Genomic DNA, 24,834 nt, shown 5'->3' with positions numbered 1-24,834 from the left:
ATATTAACGAAATCCAACGATGGCGCATCAAGTCCTGTCCAAATCCATCATCGAAGAGGACATACCGCCCAAAGCGATCATGCCGCAGAATACAGTGCATGGTGAGCTTTTTGGTGAGATCGCCCTGGAACCGGGCGCCGGCTACGCGGACTCGGTCTCTTTCGGTACCGTCGACGCGGAATAAAGAACGTCACCGGTATCGGCGGATACCCCGTCCAGGGTCACTTCATAACCCCAGAGATATTTGAGATGTTTCAGGGCCTCGTCCCGGTTCTTCTGATCCAGAAGAATACCATTGTGGACCGTATGACGCAGTTTCAGTTCGCGGTCCCCCCGCAAATCCGTATCAACGACCTGGATATCCGGTTCCAAATTGGCGGTATCATATGATTTCGCGAGAATCTTCCTGATTTCCCGATAGCCACGCTTGTTGTGGATATGCGTAACGTGAAGGTCTTCTTCCCGTTCGTCATCGGTAATCACGAACAGTTTGAACTGACGGATCAGATGGGGGCTGAGGAATTGCTGTATGAAGGATTCATCCCGATAATTGGCCCAGGCATCCAGCAACACGGCGTTCCAGTCGCCGCTGCCCGCGAATTCCGGGAACCATTCCCGGTCCTCGTCGGTCGGATCTTCGCATATCCGGCGGATATCCATCATCATGTTAAAGCCCAGCGCATAGGGATTGAGCCCTGAAAAACGCGGGTCGTCATATTCCGGCTGGAAGACCACATTGGTATGGCTGTGCATCATCTCCATCAGCGCACCTTCGGTAATCAATCCCAATTCGTGAAGGCGGTTGATGATGTAGTAATGGACAAAGCAGGCACAGCCCTCATTCATCACCTTGGTCTGTTTCTGCGGATAGAGATATTGCGACAGGAAGCGTACGATCCGCACGATCTCCCGCTGCCAGGGCTCCAGGATCGGACTGTTCTTTTCCAGGAAATACAGGATGTTTTCCTGTGGCAGATGCAAGGCATCTTGGCGTCGGCTGTGTTTACGCCGAACCTCGTCCCCCCTTTCGTCCACGGGGCTTAACGTGCTGTCGGTCCAAAGGTCGAGCAGGCTTTGCTGGTCGGCATATTCATCGCGTTGCCGCCGCATGGCCTCCTGTTCCTCACGCGAGGGGCGCGGCGGACGGCGATAGCGGAAAACCCCATGATCCATCAGGGCATGTGCCGCATCGAGCACTTCCTCCACTGCCGTGAAACCGTAGCGTTCTTCACATTTGGTGATGAAATTCTTCGCAAAGGACAGATAGTCCAGGATACCGTCGGCATCGGTCCATTGTTTGAACAAATAGTTGTTCTTGAAGAAATGGTTATGGCCAAAGGCGGCATGTGCCATCACCAATGTCTGCATCGCCATGGAATTTTCCTCCATGTTGTAGCTGATGCAGGGATTGGAATTGATGACGATCTCATAGGCCAGGCCCGCCAGACCCTTGCGATACATGGTCTCGTCGCGGACAAAGCGTTTGCCGAAGGACCAGTGATGATACATCAGCGGCAAGCCGATCGACGAATAGGCATCCAGCATCTGTTCCGAGGAGATAACCTCGATCTGGTTGGGATATATATCCAGATGCAAATCCTCGACCGCGATTTTTTCAATCGCGTCATAGACATCACTCATGATGTCGAAGGTCCAGTCGGGTTTGTCGAAGAGCGGCTGCACCGCCCGTGTTTTCGCTGCCATTAACGAACCCCTTCCTTCTTGCTGCTGAAGAAGTCACGGAAAACCGGATAGATATGGGAGGGCTGTGCGATGCGCCGCATGTCGAAATTGGGCCAGCGGCTTCGGACCTCGCGATAGGCGCGCCACAATTCACCGCCTGCCTCGTCGGAGGCAAGGATTTCCATCTCGCTTTCCTCCACAATCTCTACATAGGCATAGAACTGGCACACCGGCATCAGGCGCTCTTCCAGAAGCTGTTCGCATTTCAGCGAATCCCGGCTGAGGTTCTCGCCATCGGATGCCTGGGCGGCATAGATATTCCACTCACCGGTCGGATAGCGGTCCTTGACGATCTTCTCCATTTCTTCCAGCGCGGTGCTGACGACCGTGCCGCCGGTTTCCCGGCCATAGAAGAAGGTTTCCTCATCCACTTCCTGGGCATAATGGGTGTGGCGGATAAAAACGATTTCGGTATGTTCGTAACGCCGTTCCAAAAACAGGTGCAGCAACAGGAAGAAACGTTTCGCCAGCTCCTTTTCCCGTTCCGCCATGGAGCCGGAGACATCCATCAGGCAGAACATGACCGCCTTTGAATTCGGAATGATTTCCGGCACAAAGGAGTTGTAGCGGATATCCACCGGGTCGATGAAAGATACGATCTTCCGGCGCCGTTCCAATGCCTCCAATTGTTCCTTCAACTCTTCCAGCCGCTTGGCCTCGCCCGCCGTGCGGTTTTCCTTGGCCTCCAGTTCGGCGATTTCCGCTTCCAGCGCGGCAACCTCGTCACCCGAGGGCCGCTTGAGCGCAATACGTCGGCCAAGCGAATTTCTCATTGTGCGGATCAGGTTCAGGTTGGCGGGCGTCCCTTGCGTCGCAAGCCCCGCCTTGCGCTGTTTGACGGTTGTGGTTTCCTTCAAGGTGGTCTTTACCAGATCAGGCAGTTCCAGATCTTCGAACAACAGCTCCAGGAATTCTTCCCGGGTCAGGGTGAAGGTAAAGGCATCCTCGCCTTCGCCATCTTCGGAGGCCTGTTTGCCCTGGCCTTTTCCACCGCCCTGTTTGGGTCGGGGAAAACTGTCCCCCACCACAAATTCCTTATTGCCGGGAAAGATACGCTCGCGCTTGCCACCGTTGGGAGAGTGGACCAGATGGGGCTCCTTGATCCCCTTGGTCGGGATGGTGACCTGTTCACCATTTTCCAGGTCGCCCATGGAACGGTCCTTGATCGACCGGTCCACCATATCCTTGATGTGGTGCCGGGCACGCCGGAGGAACCTTTGACGGTTCCCCAGGCTCTTGCCCTTCGGATTTTGCCGTCGGTCTACGAAATGGTGCATGACCGGCCTCCTTTCCGGGTTAACCGGCCTTGTTCACGCGCATATACCATTCGACCAGACGGCGGACCTGACGTTCGGTGTAACCATGGTCCTGCATACGATCGACAAACTCCTTGTGCTTGCCTTCGGTATCGCTGTCTTTCTTGGTGCCGAAACTGATCACCGGCAGCAGGTCTTCAACCTGACTGAACATGTGCTTTTCGATCACATCACGCAGTTTCTCATAGGACGTCCAGGCCGGGTTCGACCCGGTATTGGCCCGTGTCCGGAGCGCGAATTTGACCACTTCGTTCCGGAAATCCTTCGGATTGGAAATGCCCGCCGGTTTCTCGATCTTGGACAGTTCCGCATCGAGGACCTGACGATTGAAGAGCTGTCCCGTATCCGGGTCCTTGTAATCCTGCTCCTCAATCCAGGCATCGGCATAGGAAATATAGCGGTCGAAGACGTTCTGACCGTATTCGGTATAGCTTTCCAGATAGGCCTTCTGGATTTCATTACCGATGAACTCGGCATAACGCGGCGCCAGTTCTTCCTTGATGAATTCAAGATAGGTGCTTTCCTGTTCCGGCGGGAACTGTTCGCGTTTGATCATCTGTTCCAGGATATACATCAGATGCACAGGGTCCGCCGCCACCTCTTCGGTATCGTAATTGAAGGTGGAGCTGAGCACCTTGAAGGCGAAACGGGTGGAAACACCGTCCATGCCCTCGTCAACGCCGGCTGCATCACGATATTCCTGTACCGTCTTGGCTTTCGGATCGGTATCCTTGAGGCTTTCGCCATCATAGACCCGCATCTTGGAATAGAGATTGGAATTCTCATGGGGTTTCAACCGTGTCAGAACACTGAAGCGGCTGAGAATATTGAGGGTTTCCGGGGCACAGGGGGCTTCATTCAACTCGCTGTTTTCAACCAGTTTGGAATAGATCATCGCCTCTTCGGTCATGCGCAGGCAATAGGGCACCTTCACGATGCAGACACGGTCAATGAAAGCCTCGTTATTCTTGTTGTTCTTGAACTGCTGCCATTCCGCCTCATTCGAATGCGCCAGGATAACCCCCTGGAAAGGCAGTGCGCCGAAACTTTCGGTGCCGATATAGTTACCTTCCTGGGTCGCGGTCAGCATGGGGTGCAGCACCTTGATCGGCGCCTTGAACATCTCCACGAATTCCATCAGGCCCTGGGTCGTGCGGTTCAGGCCACCGGAATAGCTGTAGGCATCCGGGTCGTGCTGGCTGAAATGTTCCAGCTTGCGAATATCAACCTTACCCACGAGGGTGGAGATATCCTGGTTGTTTTCATCACCGGGTTCGACCTTGGAAATGCAAATCTGGCGAAGTTTTGAAGGGTTCAGCCGGACCACGCTGAATTTCGAAATGTCGCCTTCGAATTCATCCAGACGTTTGACCGCCCAGGGAGACATCAGGCCGGTCAGGCGGTGCTGTGCAATACCATATTTTTCCGCCAGCACAGCCCCCATGCGATCCTTGTCGAAAATCCCCAGCGGAGATTCAAAAATCGGGCTGATCTGATCGCCTGCCTTCAGGACATAGATCGGCTCTTTTTCCATCAGCTGTTTGAGCTTTTCGGCCAGGGAGGACTTGCCGCCACCAACGGGCCCGAGGAGATAGAGGATCTGCTTGCGTTCTTCCAGCCCCTGGGCTGCATAGCGGAAATAACCCACGATGCGTTCGATCGTGTCTTCCATGCCATAAAAGTCATCAAAGGCGCGATAGCGCTTGATTGTCCGGTTGTGGAATATCCGGCCCAGGCGCGTGTCCTGGCTCGTATCCACCAGCTCCGGCTCTCCAACGGCGGCAATCATACGTTCTGCGGCACTGGCGTACATGCCTGCGTCATCGCGGCAGCCTCGCAGATAGTCGTGGAGCGTCATCTCTTCCTCACGCGCCAGACTGTAGTGTTCGGCATATAGGTCCAGAATATCTTCCATCAGATGCAACCTCCTTCGAAACGGAAACCGGTGAACCCCCAATCGCTTTCTGAAAACGCAAAGCGGGGGCGCTCGCAAAACGACCGCCCCCGCCTATTCACAATGTTCAAGCTCTTAGCTAACCTAACTTTATCACCGGATGGTTAAATATGAGTTAAGTGTAGCTGCAAATACTAAAGCTTAATGCCCCACAGAATTAATTAATGAATTTTTGGTTAACATAATAATACTTCAAATCAGGCCAAGATGCCATAAGTATCAGGTAATAACTCAAAAAGAATTTACAAGAGCTACGCCGTCAAGGGCGTGCCTCCAATTCAGCCGATCATCACTGCCGGATGCCCCGTCAGTTCGTGCCAATCGCGCCGACGATATGTGTGATATTGCCGTTTTTATCGACCAAGGGGCAGTCAACGGTTTCAAATTCCAGCACGTCCATATGCGCAGGGCGCAAATTGCCGGTACAGGCCCGCGCCTGTTTCTTTTCAACGATTTCCTGATAATAGCGGGCCAGGTTCGCCATCGCGATATCGTGATGATCCGGCGAGATCATCTCACCCTTCAGCGAGACGCCGACCAGCGACACGACTTCTTCACCATTGATGCGGTATTCGAACCGGCCGTCGCCCAAAACCTTGATCAGGAACAGATTGGGTGCAATCGCCGCATGTTCCACCAGATCGAACTGTTTACGCTGCGGCAAGGACGGCTCATACCCCTGCCACCAGTCATAGAGATACTGAACAACGCTTGATTGAAAGAAATGCGGTCCCTGAAGGAAATGCCTGACGATGTAATCGAAATTATCACTGCGATCCGCAGCAATGTCTCCCGCCTGAATATCCTTACTCACCGCTGAGTTAACTTTCTTTTCCTGCACCCTGTCCCTCATCATAGCGCAACCGCATTCTGCCGGAAACCTTACTAAGATAAGTTATTTCTTTATTATGTGCCTTGTCTGGCAGCTTGTTTCATAGCATCCCGCCGTGCGCCAAGCATGCATCTTTTAACCTGCTAACAATTGAAAATCCAACCATTACTTTTGTGGGGTTACTTCCGGAAAAAACCAGAGGCCTTCTTATATAAGAATTTCCGCAACTCCCCCTTCCACGTAATAAAGCCCTTCTCATTCCCCGGCAAGATTGATAGGTCTAGGCACCAATCGAAAAATGATTCATCCACCGACCAATCCGAAGGCCCTTCCGTGACCGCCTCTCAACCGGTAGATCAAGCCGCCCTTGATGTCCTGAAACAGACTTTCGGCTATTCGTCTTTCCGCAAGGGGCAGGCAGACGTCATCTCGCGCCTGCTGGCGGGCAACAATGTGCTGGCCGTCATGCCTACGGGTGCAGGTAAATCCCTATGCTTTCAGGTGCCTGCCCTGGTCAAAGGCGGACTGACCGTCGTCGTGTCCCCGCTCGTCGCCCTGATGGAAAATCAGGTTGCGGCCCTGCGCCTGTCAGGGGTGCGCGCCGCCAGCATCAATTCCGCCGTCAGCCGCGACGTCAATGTTTCGGTATGGCGGCAGGTGGCCGCCGGTGAGATCGACCTGCTTTATCTCTCCCCCGAGCGGCTCATGACCGACCGGATGCTGTCCGCCATCGCCAGGTTGAAGCCAACCTATTTTGCCGTCGACGAGGCCCATTGTATTTCACAATGGGGTCCCGCTTTCCGCCCGGAATATGAAGACCTTTCAAAGCTGCGCGACTATTTCCCCGACACGCCGATCATCGCGCTGACCGCCACGGCGGATGCGGTCACGCGTACACACATCCAGGACAAGCTGTTCGGTGGCGAGGCGGATGTTTTCGTGACCGGCTTCGACCGGCCCAACCTGCATCTGGCGGTGGAGGAAAAACAGAACTGGCGTAAACAGCTTGGCGATTTCGTCGCGCCACGGATCGGGCAAAGCGGCATTGTCTATTGCCTGTCCCGCAAGAAAACCGAAGAGGTCGCCCAGTTCCTTTGCGAGGAAGGCCATCTCGCCCTGCCCTATCACGCGGGCATGAGCCAGGAAGACCGTAGCCAGCACCAGGACCGCTTCATGACCGAGGCCGGCGTCATCATGGTCGCCACCATCGCCTTCGGCATGGGCATCGATAAGCCCGACATCCGCTTTGTTTTCCATACGGACCTGCCCGGCGGCCCGGAGGCCTATTATCAGGAGATCGGCCGCGCCGGTCGTGACGGTGAAGAGGCGACCGTCCATATGCTTTACGGCATGGATGATATACGCCTGCGCCGGACCTTCATTGAAAACGAAGACGCGGAAGACGGCCGCAAACGGCGGGAGCATCAGCGCCTGGACGCGCTGCTGGCCTATTGCGAGGCACCCGAATGCCGCCGCCGCGCCCTGCTCGCCTATTTCAACGAGACGATCGAACCCTGCGGCAAATGCGATGTCTGCCTCAATCCCGGCATGACCCAGGATGGCACCCATCTGGCCGAGGCCGCCCTGTCCGCCATTCAGGAAACCGGTGAAAGTTTTGGGGCTGGCCATATCGTCGACCTTGTCACCGGCAAGGAAACCGAAAAGGTCAAACGCTTCCGGCACGACCAATTGCCCAGTTTCGCAGGCGGGAAAAGCCAGAACGCCAAACAGTGGAAAAGCATCCTTCGCCAACTGGTCGCCACAGGATTTCTGGATATCGACATCGGTGGCTATGGCGCGCTGCAGGTGGCGCCGAAGGGCAAGGCTCTGCTGAGCGGCCGGGAGGTCTTCCGTTATCGCCCGACCTTGGCAGGCGGCAAATCATCCAGGTCGAAATCAAAAGTTTCCTTTGGCAGCGACAAACCATCCAGCATCGACCTGTCGGAAGCGGATCACGCACTGCTGCAGGAACTCAAAAGGCTTCGCCTGGAACTGGCCAAGGAACGCAATTTGCCCGCCTATGTGGTCTTCGGCGACCGCAGCCTGATCGATATGGCGCTGCAGCGCCCCACCAACGAAGCGGAGTTCTCCACCATCTATGGTGTCGGCCGCAGCAAGCTGGAAAAATTCGGCGCGCCCTTCATTGAATTGATCCGCGCACAATAGCCACGATCACTGAAGCGCACGCGCAAGCTCTTGCTGCTCATTCTCCGTTCCCTGGAACAGGGCACGCATATCAACCGTGGAACGCTGTCCCAGGTCGTCATAATGACGGTCCAGCCAGTCGAGCGCCGTATCACGGCCAATCGCGAAGAGATAGCGGAGGAAGGTCCATTCCGCATTCAATTTGGATGATGCCCCCAACGGCGCAATCTCGTCCTGGGCCTCCACCATATGAAGATTGATCCGGCGATAATCCTTTCTGTCCAGACGCCCATCCTCGATCAGTCGGCGGACAAAGTCGATCGCACGCAATTCCTTCATCAGGCTTCCGTTGAAGGTGATTTCATTCACCCGGTTCAAAATCTCGCGGGCCGTGCGCGGCGTGCCGGGCCGCTCAATCGGGTTGATCTGGACAATCAGGATATCTTCGGACGAGCAGGTCTGGAAAAAGGGAAACAACACGGGGTTCCCCATATACCCGCCGTCCCAATAGGGCACATCGTCAATTTCAACGGCCTTGAACAGAAAGGGCAGGCAGGCTGATGCCATGACCATATCAAGGGTCAATTCGCGTCGGTTGAAGACCTTGACCCGCCCCGTCTCCACATTGGTGGCAGAGATAAAAATCTTCATCTCGTCACAGGAGCGGACCCGCTCGAAATCGACGAATTCGTCCAGGATATCCCTCAGGGGATTCACGTCGAACGGGTTCATATCATAGGGTGAGGCAAGACGGTTCATCAGATCGAAGAAAAGGTAGGCCGGATTGTTGTCCAGGCTCCAGTTTCCCATGAAGATGTCGATCAGACTGCGCTGCAGCGGACTGAAACGCCCGGCGTCGCTGACGGCATGCCAGAAGTCCGATAGCGCCTGTCGCGCCCCGTCCTCACCGCCACGCATCAGCCCATCGGCGACAACCACCCCGTTCATTGCCCCGGCGGATGTGCCGCTGATACCTTCTACATGGACGCGGCCATCCTCCAACAGGGCATCGAGGACACCCCAGGTGAACGCCCCGTGAGCGCCGCCGCCTTGCAGCGCCAGATTTATCGGCTTCTTCCGCGTCATCGCCATCGCATCATTCCGCTTATCCGACCTGGCAGCCAACCGCGGCAGAACACTCTTCCGCCTCGGCCAGCTTTGCCTTTTTCAATTTATGCCCGACTTCCACGATTGATTTTATGACAGGCATCAACTCCTGTCCCAATTCCGTCAAAGCATACTCTACGGATGGTGGCGATGTCGGTTTTATTTCGCGCGAAATGACACCCTTTATCTCCAGGTCCCGCAGCCGGGCAGTCAGCACCTTTGCCGATACGCCCGGAATATCCGTTCGCAACTCACTGAACCGCCTTGGTCCTGCGCATAAACTCCAGACAATGTTGGGAGTCCATGCCCCGCCCAGAACCGACATGCATTCGGACAACGGGCAATTATAGGGCACCTTGGGACTTTGGTTTTTCCGGATTTTCAAAGCCATACGCATACTACCATTCACTGTTTCAGGTTACCGGACAGTAACTCGATAATTGCATAACATAACGTTACTTGGTTTACAAAGGTAACCATAATTCCTTAATCCTTTGGGCAACACCAACAGCCTATTCAAGGAATTCAAATCCATGAAACTCTATTACAGCCCCGGCGCCTGCTCTCTCGCATCCCATATCGTGCTGCAGGAACTCGGCACCGATTTCACGATCGAGAAAGTGGATAACAAGGCGAAGGTCACGGAAAGCGGCGAAAACTTTCTGGAGGTCAATCCGAAAGGCTACGTTCCCGCCCTGCGCCTCGACAGCGATATCGTGCTGACCGAAGGGGCCGCGATCCTTCAATATCTGGCCGACCAGCATCCGGAAAAAGGCCTCGCGCCCAAGCCCGGCACGCTGGAGCGTACGCATCTTCAGGCTCATCTGAATTTTGTCGCCTCCGAATTGCACAAGGCTTTCAGCCCGCTTTTCAAGCCGGACACCAGCGATGCGGACCGCGACACCGCCAAAGCCAATGTTGCCAGGCGGCTGGATACCTTCGAGGCGGATCTCAAAGACGGCCGCGACTATCTGGGCGGGGACCAGTTCTCGGTGGCAGACAGCTATCTCTTCGTTGTCGTCAACTGGAGTGGCATGCACGGTATCGATGTAAGCCAGTGGCCGCATATTGCCGCCTTCCAGGCACGCGTTGCCGCACGTCCTGCCGTACAGGCGGCCCTGAAGGCCGAAGGCCTGATCTGACCCAACCATGGCGCTCTCATTCCGGTGAGAGCGCCGCTGCCTGCCGACGAGGCTCTCATGACACAGGACTATCCGGAAATCACCAACCTGATGCAGACCTATTTCGATGGCTTATACAACAGTGACACCAGCCGGCTTGAACAGGTCTTTCACCCGGACGCGATCTACGCCTGCGCCAGCGACGGAGAATTACTGCATCTGACCATGGCGGATTATTTCCCTATCGTCGACAAGCGTCCCTCCCCCGCCAGCACGGGTGAACCGCGCCGGGATGAAATCGTCTCGATAGAATTCGCCGGCCCTGTCACCGCATTAGTCCGTGCCCATTGCGCCATCGGCCCTAAATATTTCACCGACCTTCTGACACTCATCAAACTGGACGGCCGCTGGCAGATCATCTCCAAGGTCTTCCATTTTCGACCTCATTGCCACCGATTAGGAGAATTCACCCAATGCCTTACGTGAATATCAAGGTCACCCGTGAGGGTGTCACAAAGGAACAGAAAGCCGAACTGATCAAGGGCACGACAGACCTGCTGGTCCGCGTCCTTGGCAAAGACCCGAAAACCACCTTTGTGCTGATTGACGAGGTGGATATGGACAACTGGGGCATCATGGGCATGCCGACAACCGACTACAGAAAGCTTGGCTCCGGCGACTGATGCCGTTTTCCGGATTTTGGCAAATTCAACTCAGCAAGATTTGTCAAAAAGACCTATGCTAGCGTCCGCGCCATCTTGAAGAATGCGGGGAACGGATGAGCAATCGCATAAGACCGTTGAGCTATGAGGACCGGTTGACCCGGGTGACGGACTATATCTTCGACCATCTGGACGATGATATCGACCTGAACCACCTGGCGGAAGTTGCCTGCATGTCACCCTATCACTGGCATCGGGTCTTTCATGCGGTTCGCGGCGAAACCATCGCCGCCTTCGTCAAACGGATGCGTCTCAACCGGGCGGCAGGCGATCTGGCCCGAACGACAATGCCGGTAGAGGAAATTGCCAACAGGTCCGGCTATAAAACCGTTCAATCCTTTAACCGCAGCTTCAAGGCCGTCTATGGCATGCCACCCATCCAATATCGGAAGTACGGCAACCATACCCAATTTCAATCCACAGACCGGGAAAGGCTTGGCGCAATGTATGATGTGGAAATCAAATCCGTACCTGCGATGACTGCCATCACAATGGATCATCGCGGCTCTTACATGGAAATAGGCAAGGCGTTTGAATCGCTTTACGGCTGGCTTGGTGCACGGAATATGATCACACCCGACACCCGAATGGTTGGCCTTTACTACGATGACCCCTCCTCTGTCGCAGAAGCCGATCTGCGGTCCAAGGCCGGGGCCGTCTGCCCGTCCGGAACCGCGGATGGTGCAAACACACAAATCACAGACATCAGGGGCGGAGAGTATGCCATCCTGCATTACAAGGGTCCCTATGCCGCCATACAGGCCGCCTATCAATGGTTTTATGGAGAATGGCTGACATCCTCCGGTCGCGAAGCGGCCGACGCCCCCTGCTTTGAGGAATATTTGAACAGTCCCCGCGACACCGCACCAAACGATCTGCTGACGGATATCTGCCTGCCGCTCAGGTAATTATCCGGCGGACGTCATTTTTGGTTGGCGTCCGCCAAACCCTTTCCTGTACCCTGCGTCCCGGAAACAATTGAAAGGGACAAGGGGTCCGGGATGAAAGCTGTTGTCTACGAAGCATTTGGTGAAAAACCGAAAATTCAGAATGTTGCCGACCCCAGGCCGGAACCCCATAGTGTCGTAATCAAGGTTGAGGCAACCGGCGTTTGCCGCAGCGACTGGCACGGCTGGCGCGGGCATGACGCCGATATCGATACCTTTCCACATGTTCCCGGTCACGAACTGGCAGGCATCGTCGCAGAGGTTGGCAAGGATGTGGTCCGCTGGAAGGCAGGCGACCGCGTCACCGTACCTTTCGTGGGTGGCTGCGGGTCTTGCCCGGAATGTCATTCCGGCAACCAGCAGGTTTGCGCCAGCCAGTTCCAGCCCGGTTTCACCCATTGGGGTTCCTTTGCGGAATATGTTTCCATTCACTATGCCGACACGAACCTTGTTCGCCTTCCGGAAAGCATGGATTTCGCCACTGCCGCCAGCCTGGGCTGCCGCTTTGTGACGTCATTCCGCGCCGTCGTCGATCAGGGTAAGACCGGTCCCGGCCAATGGGTCGCCGTTCATGGCTGTGGCGGCGTCGGCCTGTCCGCCATCATGATCGCCAACGCAATGGGCGCGAATGTGGTGGCCGTCGATATTGCCGAAGACAAGCTGGGACTTGCGCGGTCGCTCGGAGCCGTTGCCACGGTCAACGCCGGTATGGTTGGAAATGTTGTGGAGGCCGTTCAGGAAATCACAGACGGCGGCGCGCATGTATCCTTCGATGCGCTGGGGCATTCTGAGACCTGTGTCAATTCGATCGGCAACCTGCGGCGGCGCGGAAAACATGTTCAGATCGGCCTGATGGCAGGCGATCACAGCACACCTGCAATCCCCATGGGTCGCGTGATCGCTCATGAACTGGAAATCCTGGGAACCCACGGCATGCAGGCCCATCGTTATGACGCCATGCTTGCCATGATCCAATCCGGCAAGCTGATGCCGGAAAAGCTGATTGGAAAACGCATCTCGTTGGAGCAGTCCGTTGACGCCCTGACAGCAATGGATTCCTTCGAAGGCACTGGCGTGACCGTCATCACGGAATTCTAGGCACAGAAGAAAGAAAACGCCCGTATCGGGGGATACGGGCGTTTCTCTCGCACTATGGGAAACCACGAAGGTCGGCTTAGCTGTAACGATACGGCGCGCCGGCTTTCTCCATCGTTTCCTTGTATTCCTTCAGGATTTTGACGACACGGGCGCTGCGGTCGCTCTGCTGGGCGATCTCATCCCAGAATTTCAGTGCTTCGTCTTCGACCGTTTTCCATTCCTGCTCGGGAATCGTGGTCAGTTTCATCTTGCTGCCCTGCGTACGCAGTTTGGCTTCACCGCCCCAGTACCAATGCAGGCGATAGTAGTGGGAGCTGTCCATGCAAAGCTTGAACAGTTCTTTCAGGTGATCCGGCACTTCCGCCCAACGGTCGGAGTTGGCGAAGAAGGAACCACACCATGCACCAGAGATGTTGTTGGTCAGGAAGTAGCTGGTCACATCGGCCCAACCAACGGTGTAGTCCTCGGTGATACCGGACCAGGCGATACCGTCCAACTCACCCGTCTGCATGGCAACTTCCACGTCTTCCCAAGGCAGCGTGACGGGCACAACGCCAAAGCGGGACAGGAAGCGACCGGCGGTCGGGAAGGTGAAGACGCGCTTGCCCTTCAGGTCTTCCAGGCTGTTGATCGGGTCACGGGTTGCAAAGTTGCACGGGTCCCATGCACCGGCGCTCAGCCAGGTCACACCTTCAACTTCGTTGTACGCTTCTTCCCAGATTTCGCGCAGGCCATACTGGTTGAACAGCACCGGCACATCCAGGCTGTAACGGCTGGCAAACGGGAAGTAACCGCCAAAGACGGAGACATCGACCGGGGCCGCGATGGAATCGTCGTCACTCTGCACCGCGTCGATGGTGCCGTTCTGCATGGCGCGGAACAATTCGCCCGTCGGGACAAGCTGGTCTGCGTGATACAGTTCGATATGCATCTGGCCTTTGGCAACCGTGTTGAAGGCGTCGATGGCCGGTTTGATCACATGTTCCGCCAGGGCCGGACCTGCATAGGTCTGCAGACGCCAGCGAATTTCGCTTTGTGCCTTCACATAAGGCGCGCCAATCGTGGCCGTGGCGGCGGCGGCTGTCGTGGCGACACCCGCCTTCTTCAGAAACTCACGTCTTTTGTTCATTATCATAACTCCCTTGTTCAATTTCGGGTGCTCCCCACCCGCCCAGGTAAAACCGCGCCGCCGGGCAATCCGGCGACGCGGCAAACTCGCTTTACTTTCCGTAGTATTGATCCGGCAGCCACATGGCGATTTGCGGGAACATGATCACCAGGGACAGGCCCAGCACCATCACCGCCACGAAGGGGACGATGGATTTGTAGATGTCCGGCAGTGTTATTTCCGGCGGCGCCATGGCACGCATCAGGAACAGGTTGTAACCGAACGGCGGCGTCATGTAGGCAATCTGGCAGGTGATGGTGTAGAGCACGCCATACCAGACCGGATCGAAGCCCAATGCGATCACCAGCGGCACATAAAGCGGCGCTACGATGACCAACATCGCCGTATCGTCCAGGAACATCCCCATGACAATGTAGGAAAGCTGCATCATGATCAGGATTTCCCATGGGCCAAGGCCCCAGGAATCCAGGAACAGAGACTTGATCGCATGGACCGCGCCCAGGCCGTCGAAGACCGCACCGAAGCAGAGCGCCGCCAGGATGATCCAAAGGAACATGCAGCTGATGGCCAGGGTCTTGCGGATGGTTTCTTCCAGAACCCCCTTGGTCAGACGGCGTTTGTAGATCGCCGCAGCCGTCGCAGAGGCCGCGCCAACGGCGGAGCTTTCCACCAGACTGGTCACGCCCATCAGGAACAGGCCGGTCATCAGGAAGAAAATCAACAGCGGCAAGATGCCCGCCTTCAACAGGGCAAGCTTCTCACCCCAACTCACATCGCGCTCTTCCTTCGGCAGGGCCGGACCCATTTCGGGCTGCAACCAGCAACGAACAACGATGTAGAGGATGAACAAACCTGCCAGCAGCAGCCCCGGGAACACCCCGGCCAGCCAAAGTTGACCAACCGGCTGGCGGGCAATCATGCCATAGAGCACGAGGACAACACTTGGCGGCACAAGGATGCCAAGCGAACTGCCCGCCTGGATCACCCCGGTCACCATGATCTTGTCATAGCCACGCCGCAGCATTTCCGGAAGCGCAATACTGGCCCCGATCGCCATGCCGGCCACGCTCAACCCGTTCATGGCGGAAACCGCCACCATCAGGCCGATCGTACCGATCGCCAGACCGCCACGGACCGGACCGGCCCAGACATGGAACATATGATAAAGGTCACCGGCAATACCGGATTCGGAGAGCATATAGCCCATGTAGATAAACAGCGGCAGGGTCAGCAGCGGGTACCAGTTAAACAACTGGAAGCTGGCGTTGAACGGCATTTCCTGACCGCCTGTTCCCCACAGCATCATGGCAGCTGCCGCACCGACAAAACCAATCGCACCAAAGACGCGTTGCCCGCTCAACATCACCACCATCATGGAGGCGAACATCAGCAAGGCAATCATTTCATAACTCATGTGAGAGACTCCCCTTTGGCTTTCGCCAAATCCTTGAAGAACATAGAGAAAGCCTGCAGCAGCATGAGTGCGATACCGGTCGTCATTACAATCTTGATCGGCGCCAGCGGCGGCGCCCAGGCGGAATAGTTCTTTTGGTTGTATTGAATCGCGTATTCAGTACTGGAAATCCCGCCGATCAGCAGGACAACCAGATAGAAAATCAAAAAAGCGGAGGTAGCCGCATCCACCCGCGCCCGGGTTCTGGGCGACCAGCGGCTGTAGAGCAGGTCCATGCGCACATGGGAATCCAGTTGCATGGAATAACCACCACCCAGCAGATAATAGGCTGCCAACAGCATCTGGGCGACTTCCACGATCCACAGGAAGGAGACACCGAATACACCGCGCGTGATGGAGGAGAACAGCAGAACCGCCATCATAACGAAAATCATATACATCACCGCGCGACCGATCTTCAGGTTCACAGCGTCGACGTATTTCACATATAACTTAATGAATTTAGGCATTTGTCATGTCTCTTGTTACACCCCCTGTGGCAGTCCCGGCCATTAAGGCGCGCGGGAATACCGACGAACCGGCCACGCCGCGGCCCATGAAACACAGGCCCGCTTTGCCAGACTGATTGTTATGATGCCCCCAAGCCCCCGTTGTTCAGGTTTCCCTGTCCCGTTGCGACGTTACGTCCAACCCGCAAACCGGATGCCTTCTGATGGCCTCATGGCGGATTGCAATTGACGGTCCAATCGCTCTAATTTGAATGGTAAGTGTACTGTCGGGTGGGGGCTCGGTGTCCACGGAACAAAAGATTGCCCTTGTGAGAATTTTTTGTCGCAACACCATATGAGGCCTGTCGCATAGAATGCGCCCTTGCCAAACAGTCGAATAACGACAACAAGACTGATGGTATTTTGGAGGCACTGGGATGAAAAACCTGCGAGGCGCATTGCCGCCCCTGACCAGCCTTGTGGTCTTCGAGGCTGCCGCGAGGCAATTGAATTTTACCAAGGCATCGAAAGAACTTCTGGTGACCCGTGAGGCCGTCAGCCGCCAGATTCGCCTGCTGGAGGATTTCCTGGGCACGCAGCTTTTTGAGCGCAACGGCAAGTCACTCAGCCTGACGCCCGCCGGGGAAAGCTTCAGCGCAACCCTTTCCCCCAGCATCGAAAACATTGCCCGTGCGGCACAGAATATCATCCGCAATCCGGACCCGGAAAGCGACGCTGGAAGCGATACGCCAACGGCCCCTTTGCCCGAAAGTTTACCGGCGGAGGGAAAAATTCTGGTGGTGGACGACGAGCCGCTGAACCTCACCATGATCACGGAACTGCTGTCCGATCAGTTTGAGGTTCTCACTGAAACACGCGGAGTGCACGCCCTGAAGGTCGCCCAGGAAACGCCCGATATCGACGCGATCCTGCTGGACGTGCAAATGCCGGAAATGTCCGGCTATGAGATTTGCCGTCAGTTGAAGAACCACTTCCTGACCCAGCATATTCCGATCATTTTCCTGACCGTATTGGATAATGAGGAAGATGAAAGCCAGGGTCTGGAAATGGGTGCCAGCGATTATGTGGCAAGACCGTTCAAGCCATCCGTTCTCAAGGCGCGCATTCGCACCCATGTGGAATTGAAAAAGACCCGTCAGGACCTGGAGGGCCTGCTGGCCGCCCGTGCCGACAATCTTCGCCACGCGAAATCCGCCGTGACCCAGGCCATCGACATCTTGCAGGCTGTCGAGATCGCAGATTAATCCATGACCGACCAGGCGCAACCGCAGGATAACAGCCAGGACAGCGAAAGCGCACCGCCGCCGGTCCTTTGGTATGAAAGCCTGCAGTTCCATCTGCTGGTCGGGTTGCTGATCACGCTTGTCATGCTGATCACGGCGGTCGTCACCGTCAACCAGACCCTGTTGCACGACGTCCTGACGGAAAAGAATTTTGAATTGGTGGATCAGGCGGGTAATCGCCTGATGACCGAATTGGGTCAGAAGGTCGAGGCCACGGAATCCCTGACCCGTTCCATCGCCAATCTGGAAGAGATGCTGCCCAACGACCCGGAGCTCGTCAAAGAGGTCGTGCCCCATATGATGGATTATGAGGATATCGACGCCATCATTGCCGGCGGCGGCGTGTGGCCGGAACCTCATGCCTTCACCCCCGGCGTGGAACGCCGCAGCTTTTTCTGGGCCCGGAAATCAGGGCGCAAGCTGCTCTATTATGACGATTACAACGCCAAGGACGGTCGCGGCTATCACCATGAAGAATGGTATGTGCCCGCCAAATATGTCGGCAACGACCGGTGTTTCTGGTCGAAATCCTATATGGACCCCTATTCGCTGGAGCCCATGGTCACCTGCAGTGTGCCCATGCATAAAGACGGTGAGCTTTATGGCGTTGCCACGGTCGACGTCAAACTGACCGGCCTGCAGCGCTTTTTCGCAGACCGGGCACGCCGCCTGGGCGGTTATGCCTTTGCGGTTGACCGCAACAACCGTTTTCTGTCATTTCCGGACTTGGACCTTGTGCGCTCTGCCGCGCCGTCACAGGTGCCGCAGGATTTCATTTCGGTCAGTGAACTGGCCATGCAAAAGCCGGAATTCTCACCGATTGCCCAACGGCTTGAGAAATTCTCCGCCGATATCCTGCGGGCCGCCCGCAAGCTGCCCAGCTACGACCCGGAACTTGCCTCAAGACTGGCGACTGAAAGCTATCAGGTAAATTCCGCAGAGGCGCAGATGATTTCCGCCATCTTCGCCGATCCCATGGCGGCAGACACGGCGGAGACTGTCACCTCCGCCAGACTGTCCTTGCCGAATGATATCCTCCTGAAGGAGCCGGTGTCGGTGTCCATGTTCGTCATGCCAAAGGTCTACTGGAAGATCGTGGTGGTAACCCCGGAACGGATCGCCACCGCCGGGGCGCGTGAGGCCACATCCAAAATCCTGGCGGTTTTCATTGCCGTCCTTCTGGTCAGCATGGCCGGTGCCTATATCTGGCTGCGGCGCATTCTGGTCCGCCCGCTGCAAGGCATCACGCAACAGGTCAACGACACGCCGCTGTTGGGCCTTGAGGTAAAAACCGACGCCAACCAGCGTTTTACAGAGATTGACCTGCTGGCCTCCACGCTCAACCGGATGAGCCACCGCCTGACCCAGTCCTTCGACGAATTGCAGGAAAGTGAAAACCGGTTCCGGCTGATTGCCGAAAGCCTGCCCGAAGGCCTCGCCATCGCCCGCAAGTCGGACGGTGTCGTCCTTTATATGAACCAGCGCCTGATGGAGATGCTGGGCATTCCCATTCACGCGCATTACGACGACTACAGTTTTGGTGATTTTTACGCCGACAAGCGGGACCGTGAACGTCTGCTGGGCAAGCTGGAACGCGCCGGGCAAGTCCGTGACTTCACCTATCGCATGCGCCGTCCCGACGGCAGTGAATTCTGGGCCGCGATTTCATCCATATCCGTTATGTATGAAGGCCAGGAATCCCTGGTCTCCGGTGTGTTGGACATTTCCGAACGTAAAGCCGCGGAAGACGAGGTCCATCTCTACAAGACACAGTTGGAGCGCATGGTGCAGGAGCGTACCGCCGAACTGGAGGACGCCCGGACCGCCGCCCTGCAGGCAGCCCAGGCCAAGCAGAACTTCCTGGCCAATATGAGCCATGAAATCCGCACCCCGCTCAACGCCATTCTGGGCATCGGGCATCTGCTGAACACACGCGATCACCTGCCCACCCAGAAACGCTATCTCGACAGCCTGAACCGATCCGGCAAGATCCTGCTGAAAATCATCAATGACATCCTGGATGTCACCAAGATGGACGCGGACAAGCTGGAGCTGGAAGAGATCGAGTTCAACCTGCATAACGTGATCGACGACGTCATCGTGCATACGCGCCTATTGGCCCATGACAAGCCGATCAACGTCTATGTCATGCGTCCTGACAATCTGGACCGCTATCTGGTCGGCGATGCGCTGAAACTGGAACAGGTTCTTTTGAATCTGGTGACCAACGCCATCAAATTCACCCATGAAGGCGAGGTGCGCATCAAGATCGACGTCCTGCCCGACGAAAACAACATGGTTACCCTGCGCGCCGTCGTCAGCGATACCGGCATAGGCATGACGGCGGAACAGATGCATACCATGTATGAGGCCTTCACACAGGCCGTCACCAGCACGACCCGCGAATATGGCGGCACCGGCCTTGGCCTGTCGATCTGCAAACGCCTGACCAACCTTATGGGTGGCACGATTGACGCGGAAAGCACCCATGGCGAGGGTAGCGCCTTCACGATTACAGCCCGGTTTGAATTAAGTTCGGCCTCGGTTGAACAACCCCTGGCCGCCCTCACGCCAAAACCGAATATCCTTCTGCTGTCGCCGGACCCGACGGAAACGAAAAGCCTGAAACGCCTGCTGGATATCTGCGGCCTTGCCTCTGTCACCTGCGAAGCGCCCGCACGGCTTGCCGACCATCTGCACAATGACGGCCCGACAGCCGACCTGATCCTGATAGACTGGGACAGCCTGGGTGTCTGCCGGTCCGATGTCATGGCGATCCTGGCTGCCGAAGCAAAACGGAGCGCACCGCATGTCATTGCGCTGACCCGCAAGATCACCGAAGAGGATGAACGGATGGAGCCGACGGAAGGCGTGCATGCCTTCCTGTCGAAACCGGTGCGCCTGAACCGGCTGCAAAAAACAATGCTGACCCTGCTGACCAACGGGGATGCAAGCGAGGAAAACGATCCGCGCGACCGCCGCCGCAGCGACCTGCTGAAAGGCGTGAAGATCCTGCTTGTGGAGGACAACGAGGCCAACCAGATGGTTGTGGAGGAAATCCTGGGTGACCTGGGGGCCCAGATCACCATCGCACCGGATGGCCTGGCCGCCATGGACCGCCTGCGGCGCGATGGCGAGGACGCCTATCACCTCGTCCTCATGGACCTGCATATGCCTTCCATGGACGGCTATGACGCCACGCGGGCGATCCGGGAAGAGTTGGCCTACACCCTGCCGATCATTGCGTTGTCGGCCGATGCCTTCAAGGAGGTGAAACAGCGATGCCTTGCCGTCGGTATCAATGATCATCTGGGCAAACCCATCGACCCCAATGATCTGTTAAGCGTGATCGCCCGTTGGCTGTTCAAGGCCCATGGCCGACGCATCGGCGTTGCCATCGACCGCACGCCTGCCCCAAAGCAGGACGGCGCTGCGGCGAATTCCTTCGAGGCCATTTCCCTCAACAGCGGGCTGGTCAATCTGGACCACAAAAAGGCGCTGTACCTGAAACTTCTGAAGGAATTCCAAGGCAAGTATCAGGCAATCGACAAGGACCTGAAGCAGTTGCTGACGGATGGTCACCAAGAAGATGCCCGCCGTCTGGTCCATACATTCCGGGGACTGGCCGGAACTATCGGTGCCATCACCATCGACCAAACCGCCCAGACCCTGCTGACCAGCCTGTCCGGCAACGGCACCGATGACTTCGACGACGCCCTGAAGCCTTTCCTGACGGAATTCACAAAGCTGCAAAAAGATATCGCGGCCATTATTGACCGCGATATCCTGTCGGACGACCAATGATTGGGGGCATTGGTTCCGTCATTCCCCTGGGAGACGGGAATCCTAGAAGTCGATTTCCTGCGCCAGGCCGTTTTTGACGGCCACCTCAACAGCAATCGAGGCCACGGCCAAATCCTGAAGACCGACCCCCGTACCGTCGAATACGGTGATCTCATCCGCTGCGGACCGGCCCGGATGGCTTCCGCTGATGACCGCCCCGACCGGGGTAATATCGTCCTGATTGATAAGGCCTGCCTCAAAGGCATGCTGGCATTCACCGATGGAAATGGACTGCGCAACCTCGTCGGTGAACAGTTTGGCCTGCGGCATCAGGCCTGCCTCGACCTCTTGCTTGCCTTTGGTGTCTGTCCCCATGCAGGCGATATGCGTGCCCGGCAGCACCCAGTTCTTCATGACCAATGGTGAGAAGCAGGAGGTGATCGTGATGATCACATCGGCCTGCTTGCACAGGATTTCCAGTTCCGCCCGCTGAAACGGAATGCCATGTTCGGCGGCAACTTCTTCCAGAACAGACAGGCGTTCCGGCTCGATATTCCAGCCGATGATCCGATCGAATTTTCGCTGTTTCAACGCGGCGCGAAGCTGGAAGGTGGACTGGTGGCCCGCCCCGATCATCCCCAGGACAGACGATTCCTCACGTGCCAGGTGATAGATGGAAACTGCACTCGCCGCCGCCGTCCGCACCGCTGTCAGATAATTGCCGCCAACAAGGGCCTTGGGACGGCCCGTATCCGCATCGAATAAGACAACAGTCGACTGATGATTGGTCAGGCCGCGTTCTGCGTTCCCCGGCCAATAGCCACCGGATTTCAGGCCCAGCGCCAGACTTGAGCGGTCGAACCCGGATTTGAACCCGTAGAGCGCATCGGCATAGCCGATTGCCTCGCGCACCACAGGGAAGTTATAGGCATCCCCGCGCGCCATGGCGGCAAAGACCGCCTCCACCGCCTCAAAGGCAATCTCGTCGGTAACCAGATCCTTGACCGTCTGTTCCTTAACAACAAGCATTCTGACTCCTCCCCTTACAGGCACATGCCACGGGCGCTGACCGCCAGAATGCTTTCCACGACGCCGTTGCGCACCCCCACATACCAGTCATAGACATTGACGGTCGGGTCGCAGTGCCCCGGCACCAGATAAAGCTTGTCGCCCAGCCGCAGCTTGTCATCCGGATCGCTGATGACGCCATGCTCGTCAGAGGCCCCGATATATTCTACATCGGTCCGGCCATAGATCAGGGGCAGACCGCTATCGACGCTTTGCGCCTTCAGGCCCGCGTCACAGATCGCCTTGTCGATTTTGGTCTTGCTCATCACCTGGGTATAGATGAAGAGGCTGTTTTCAAAATCGTCGATCTGGCGCCCGTCCTCCATCAGGATGCGGCCATAGTCGGCATCCATGAAAACATAAGACCCGCATTGCAGTTCGTTATAGACGCCGCTGCCCGCCTCGAACTGATAGGTGCCGGAGCCTGCGCCCGCAATGATGTCGCAGTCCAACCCGGCATCTTTGAGGATGCCAACGGTCTTGCGAACCTTGTCCACGGCGGCGTCGATGGCGGCCTTGCGCTCGTTGAAGTCATGCACATGCTGCGCCTTGCCCTGATAGGCCTGAATGCCCGCAAATTTCAGGTTGGCGGAGGCGTCCACCTTCTGCGCCAGTGGCAGGGCGGCGTCCCCCGGCTGCACCCCGCAGCGGCCTGCGCCCGCATCGATCTCCACCAGCACTTCCAAAGTTACGCCGTAACGCCCGGCAGCCTCGTCCAGATCGGAGATATTGTCGATGTCATCAACACAGACCAGCACGCGGGCACGTTTCGCCAGCGCCGCCAGACGTTCGATCTTGCGCTGGCCGACCACCTCGTTGGAGACCAGCACATCGCGAACGCCGCCGTGAACCAGCGCCTCGGCCTCGCTGACTTTTTGGCAGCAGACACCGACCGCACCATGGGCGATCTGATAAAGCGCGATATCAGGTGATTTATGGGTTTTGGCATGAACACGGATACGCACCCCGGCTTGGCTGATGAAATTCGCCATGCGATCCACATTGCGCTCAAAGGCATCCAGGTCGATCAACAGGGCGGGCGTGTCCACATCCTCGACGCACATGCCGATTTCGGCGGGAATGTTAATGGTCATATTCTGTCTCCCAAACTTGTTTTGTCTTCACCCGGATCACGCCGCTTTGGGCAGCCAGGGCAGTTTGTTCAAATCCACGTTGCCGCCGGTCAGGATTACCCCGACGCGTTTTCCTTCAAAAATTTCAGGATGGGCAAAAATGGCGGCCAATGTGACGGCGGAAGAAGGCTCCACCACGATCTTCATACGTTGCCATATCAGGCGCATGGCCTCGATGATCTGTTCCTCCGTCACCGTCAGGATGTCGGTCACATGGTTACTGATGATGTGGAAAGTCAGGTCCCGCAGGGACACTTTCAAACCGTCGGCCACCGTATCCGGCGCATCATCCTCGATGATGTGTCCCGCCTTGAAGGACCGGTAGGCATCGTCGGCGTTTTTTGGTTCCGCCGCATAGACTTTGGTCCCCGTCGACAAAGCCGCCATGGACAGGCTTGTCCCGCTGACCATCCCGCCGCCGCCGATCGGCGCGATCACCGCATCCAGCGCACCCACCTGGTCGATCAATTCCACCGAACAGGTTCCCTGTCCCGCGATCACCCGATGGTCGTTATAGGGATGCACGAAATTGCCGCCGGTGCGCTCCACCAGATCCGCCAGGGTTTCCTCCCGGGCCTGCAGGCTGGGCGCACAGGTGATCACCTCACCGCCGTATCCGCGCACCGCATCCAGTTTCGCCTGGGGCGCAGTTTCCGGCATCACAACCGTGCAACTGATCCCGCGAAAGGATGCCGCGCGGCTGAGCGACAGGGCATGATTGCCGGAGGAATGGGTGACAACACCGCGCTTAGCCTCCTCCTCTGTCAGGGAGAAGACGGCATTGGTCGCCCCGCGCACCTTGAAGGCACCGGCCTTTTGAAGGTTTTCACATTTGAAGAACAGTTTCGCCCCGGTCATGCCGTCAAAGGTGGCGCTCGTCATCACCGGCGTGCGGTGAATATAGGGCTTGATGCGTTCATGCGCGGCAAGGACGTCATCAAAGGTTGGCACATACATGGGCGCTCTCTCCATCCGCTTTTGTCTCAGTGATTTGCAGGTCGCGGGACGGGCCGCTGCGCGTGGTTCGCGTCTTCTTCGCCTGCAAGGGAAAAGCCTCTGGAGAGAGTGTGCCTAGGTCGCCATAATTCCGGAATAATATAAAAACTAAAAATACTTTTAATATTTTTTTGAAAGAAAGATTGCATGCGGCAAGTCAGTGACTTACCGCAACGCATCACCCCTGTTGTTCGGCTGCCACCTGCGCCCGAACCGCGTCCTCGCCATCCAGTTTCGGCCAGGGAATGGTGATTTCCTCACGCCAGGCAAAGCGTTCCAGATGGCTGTCCAGAATGCCCTGCATCATCAAAACCCCGCGCAGGCTTTCCGACCGGCATTGCATGGTCAGGGTGTTTTCATCCGCATGCATGGCGCAAGGCCCCGGCGGGAAATGAACCGTCCCACTGGTCTCGCAATAGTCCACCTCGACCTTATGGGCGAAATGCTTGCAAAGCTGGACAAGATATTTGGCGGCCTTTTCCGTGGTCACCGTTGCGGTATTTTCAAACATGGTCCCAATCCTTGACTGTTTTT

General features: G+C 56.6%; 22 protein-coding genes. 9 read left to right on the top strand and 13 right to left on the bottom strand.

Translation table 11 applies throughout. The annotated features are described in order from the left end of the window. Positions 1-19: 19 nt before the first annotated feature. On the top strand, positions 20-184 hold the full coding sequence (locus IF205_RS04985; RefSeq protein ID WP_259782192.1) for a hypothetical protein: 165 nt from the start codon (positions 20-22) through the stop codon (positions 182-184). On the opposite strand, the gene IF205_RS04980 is transcribed toward IF205_RS04985, so the two are convergent. From IF205_RS04980 to IF205_RS04965, 4 genes are all read right to left on the bottom strand, one after another. Continuing rightward, the gene (locus tag IF205_RS04980) at positions 142-1,704 is read right to left on the bottom strand and encodes a SpoVR family protein (RefSeq protein ID WP_259782191.1); all 1,563 of its coding nucleotides are present in this window, start codon (positions 1,702-1,704) and stop codon (positions 142-144) included. The two genes, IF205_RS04985 and IF205_RS04980, sit on opposite strands and share 43 nt — an antisense overlap. Next, on the bottom strand, positions 1,704-3,020 hold the full coding sequence (locus IF205_RS04975; protein WP_259782190.1) for a YeaH/YhbH family protein: 1,317 nt from the start codon (positions 3,018-3,020) through the stop codon (positions 1,704-1,706). The genes IF205_RS04980 and IF205_RS04975 overlap by 1 nt, the downstream gene beginning before the upstream one ends. A gap of 19 nt (positions 3,021-3,039) precedes the next feature. After that, the gene (locus IF205_RS04970) at positions 3,040-4,974 is read right to left on the bottom strand and encodes a PrkA family serine protein kinase (RefSeq protein WP_259782189.1); all 1,935 of its coding nucleotides are present in this window, start codon (positions 4,972-4,974) and stop codon (positions 3,040-3,042) included. A gap of 346 nt (positions 4,975-5,320) precedes the next feature. Next, positions 5,321-5,827, bottom strand: coding sequence for a PAS domain-containing protein (locus IF205_RS04965; RefSeq protein ID WP_259782188.1), 507 nt, complete (start codon positions 5,825-5,827; stop codon positions 5,321-5,323). 351 nt (positions 5,828-6,178) lie between these two features. Between IF205_RS04965 and recQ the strand changes: the two genes are divergently transcribed. Continuing rightward, entirely contained in the window at positions 6,179-8,011 is a 1,833-nt protein-coding gene (recQ, locus tag IF205_RS04960) for a DNA helicase RecQ (RefSeq protein WP_259782187.1), read from the top strand. A gap of 6 nt (positions 8,012-8,017) precedes the next feature. Here the strand turns inward: recQ and IF205_RS04955 are convergent, their stop codons facing one another. Together IF205_RS04955 and IF205_RS04950 are read right to left on the bottom strand one after the other, a co-directional pair. Further along, on the bottom strand, positions 8,018-9,082 hold the full coding sequence (locus tag IF205_RS04955; RefSeq protein WP_259782186.1) for a patatin-like phospholipase family protein: 1,065 nt from the start codon (positions 9,080-9,082) through the stop codon (positions 8,018-8,020). Positions 9,083-9,095: 13 nt separating this feature from the next. After that, complete coding sequence (locus tag IF205_RS04950; protein WP_259782185.1) at positions 9,096-9,488, bottom strand: winged helix-turn-helix transcriptional regulator; 393 nt, start codon at positions 9,486-9,488, stop codon at positions 9,096-9,098. A gap of 142 nt (positions 9,489-9,630) precedes the next feature. On the opposite strand from IF205_RS04950, the gene gstA reads away from it, so the two are divergent. The 5 genes from gstA (at position 9,631) to IF205_RS04925 (ending at position 12,985) form a co-directional block, all read left to right on the top strand. Next, positions 9,631-10,239 (top strand): glutathione transferase GstA, encoded by a 609-nt coding sequence (gene gstA, locus IF205_RS04945; RefSeq protein WP_259782184.1) that lies wholly within the window; start codon positions 9,631-9,633, stop codon positions 10,237-10,239. A 57-nt stretch (positions 10,240-10,296) separates the two neighbouring features. Next, complete coding sequence (locus IF205_RS04940; protein WP_259782183.1) at positions 10,297-10,704, top strand: nuclear transport factor 2 family protein; 408 nt, start codon at positions 10,297-10,299, stop codon at positions 10,702-10,704. Then, positions 10,692-10,901: a tautomerase family protein gene (locus tag IF205_RS04935; RefSeq protein WP_259782182.1), complete on the top strand. Its 210-nt coding sequence runs from the start codon at positions 10,692-10,694 to the stop codon at positions 10,899-10,901. Before IF205_RS04940 ends, IF205_RS04935 begins: the two co-directional genes overlap by 13 nt. 95 nt (positions 10,902-10,996) lie before the next feature. Beyond that, positions 10,997-11,848 carry an AraC family transcriptional regulator gene (locus IF205_RS04930; RefSeq protein ID WP_259782181.1) on the top strand — a complete coding sequence of 284 codons (852 nt, stop codon included), beginning with the start codon at positions 10,997-10,999 and terminating at the stop codon, positions 11,846-11,848. A 93-nt stretch (positions 11,849-11,941) separates the two neighbouring features. Continuing rightward, positions 11,942-12,985, top strand: a complete 1,044-nt coding sequence (locus tag IF205_RS04925) for a zinc-dependent alcohol dehydrogenase family protein (RefSeq protein WP_259782180.1) — start codon at positions 11,942-11,944, stop codon at positions 12,983-12,985. Between the two features lie 76 nt (positions 12,986-13,061). Here the strand turns inward: IF205_RS04925 and IF205_RS04920 are convergent, their stop codons facing one another. The 3 genes from IF205_RS04920 to IF205_RS04910 form a co-directional block, all read right to left on the bottom strand. Then, on the bottom strand, positions 13,062-14,114 hold the full coding sequence (locus IF205_RS04920) for a TRAP transporter substrate-binding protein (RefSeq protein WP_259782179.1): 1,053 nt from the start codon (positions 14,112-14,114) through the stop codon (positions 13,062-13,064). A 91-nt stretch (positions 14,115-14,205) separates the two neighbouring features. After that, positions 14,206-15,528, bottom strand: coding sequence for a TRAP transporter large permease (locus IF205_RS04915; protein WP_259782178.1), 1,323 nt, complete (start codon positions 15,526-15,528; stop codon positions 14,206-14,208). Beyond that, positions 15,525-16,037: a TRAP transporter small permease subunit gene (locus IF205_RS04910; RefSeq protein ID WP_259782177.1), complete on the bottom strand. Its 513-nt coding sequence runs from the start codon at positions 16,035-16,037 to the stop codon at positions 15,525-15,527. The genes IF205_RS04915 and IF205_RS04910 overlap by 4 nt, the downstream gene beginning before the upstream one ends. A 416-nt stretch (positions 16,038-16,453) precedes the next feature. Between IF205_RS04910 and IF205_RS04905 the strand changes: the two genes are divergently transcribed. Both IF205_RS04905 and IF205_RS04900 read left to right on the top strand, forming a co-directional pair. Then, the gene (locus IF205_RS04905) at positions 16,454-17,281 is read left to right on the top strand and encodes a response regulator (RefSeq protein WP_259782176.1); all 828 of its coding nucleotides are present in this window, start codon (positions 16,454-16,456) and stop codon (positions 17,279-17,281) included. Positions 17,282-17,284: 3 nt separating this feature from the next. Beyond that, positions 17,285-21,124: an ATP-binding protein gene (locus IF205_RS04900; RefSeq protein WP_259782175.1), complete on the top strand. Its 3,840-nt coding sequence runs from the start codon at positions 17,285-17,287 to the stop codon at positions 21,122-21,124. Between the two features lie 42 nt (positions 21,125-21,166). Here the strand turns inward: IF205_RS04900 and bhcD are convergent, their stop codons facing one another. The 4 genes from bhcD to IF205_RS04880 form a co-directional block, all read right to left on the bottom strand. Beyond that, positions 21,167-22,132, bottom strand: coding sequence for an iminosuccinate reductase BhcD (gene bhcD / locus IF205_RS04895; RefSeq protein ID WP_259782174.1), 966 nt, complete (start codon positions 22,130-22,132; stop codon positions 21,167-21,169). Positions 22,133-22,146: 14 nt separating this feature from the next. Further along, positions 22,147-23,265, bottom strand: coding sequence for a DSD1 family PLP-dependent enzyme (locus IF205_RS04890; RefSeq protein ID WP_259782173.1), 1,119 nt, complete (start codon positions 23,263-23,265; stop codon positions 22,147-22,149). Between the two features lie 36 nt (positions 23,266-23,301). Next, positions 23,302-24,261, bottom strand: coding sequence for a beta-hydroxyaspartate dehydratase BhcB (bhcB, locus tag IF205_RS04885; protein ID WP_259782172.1), 960 nt, complete (start codon positions 24,259-24,261; stop codon positions 23,302-23,304). Between the two features lie 217 nt (positions 24,262-24,478). Further along, the gene (locus IF205_RS04880; protein WP_259782171.1) at positions 24,479-24,811 is read right to left on the bottom strand and encodes a DUF2218 domain-containing protein; all 333 of its coding nucleotides are present in this window, start codon (positions 24,809-24,811) and stop codon (positions 24,479-24,481) included. Positions 24,812-24,834: the final 23 nt, after the last annotated feature.

Source organism: Aestuariispira ectoiniformans, assembly GCF_025136295.1.
In the GTDB taxonomy this organism is placed as follows: domain Bacteria; phylum Pseudomonadota; class Alphaproteobacteria; order UBA8366; family Aestuariispiraceae; genus Aestuariispira_A; species Aestuariispira_A ectoiniformans.
The sequence above is the reverse complement of the archived record's forward strand: the minus strand, read 5'-3'. Positions and strand labels throughout refer to the sequence as shown.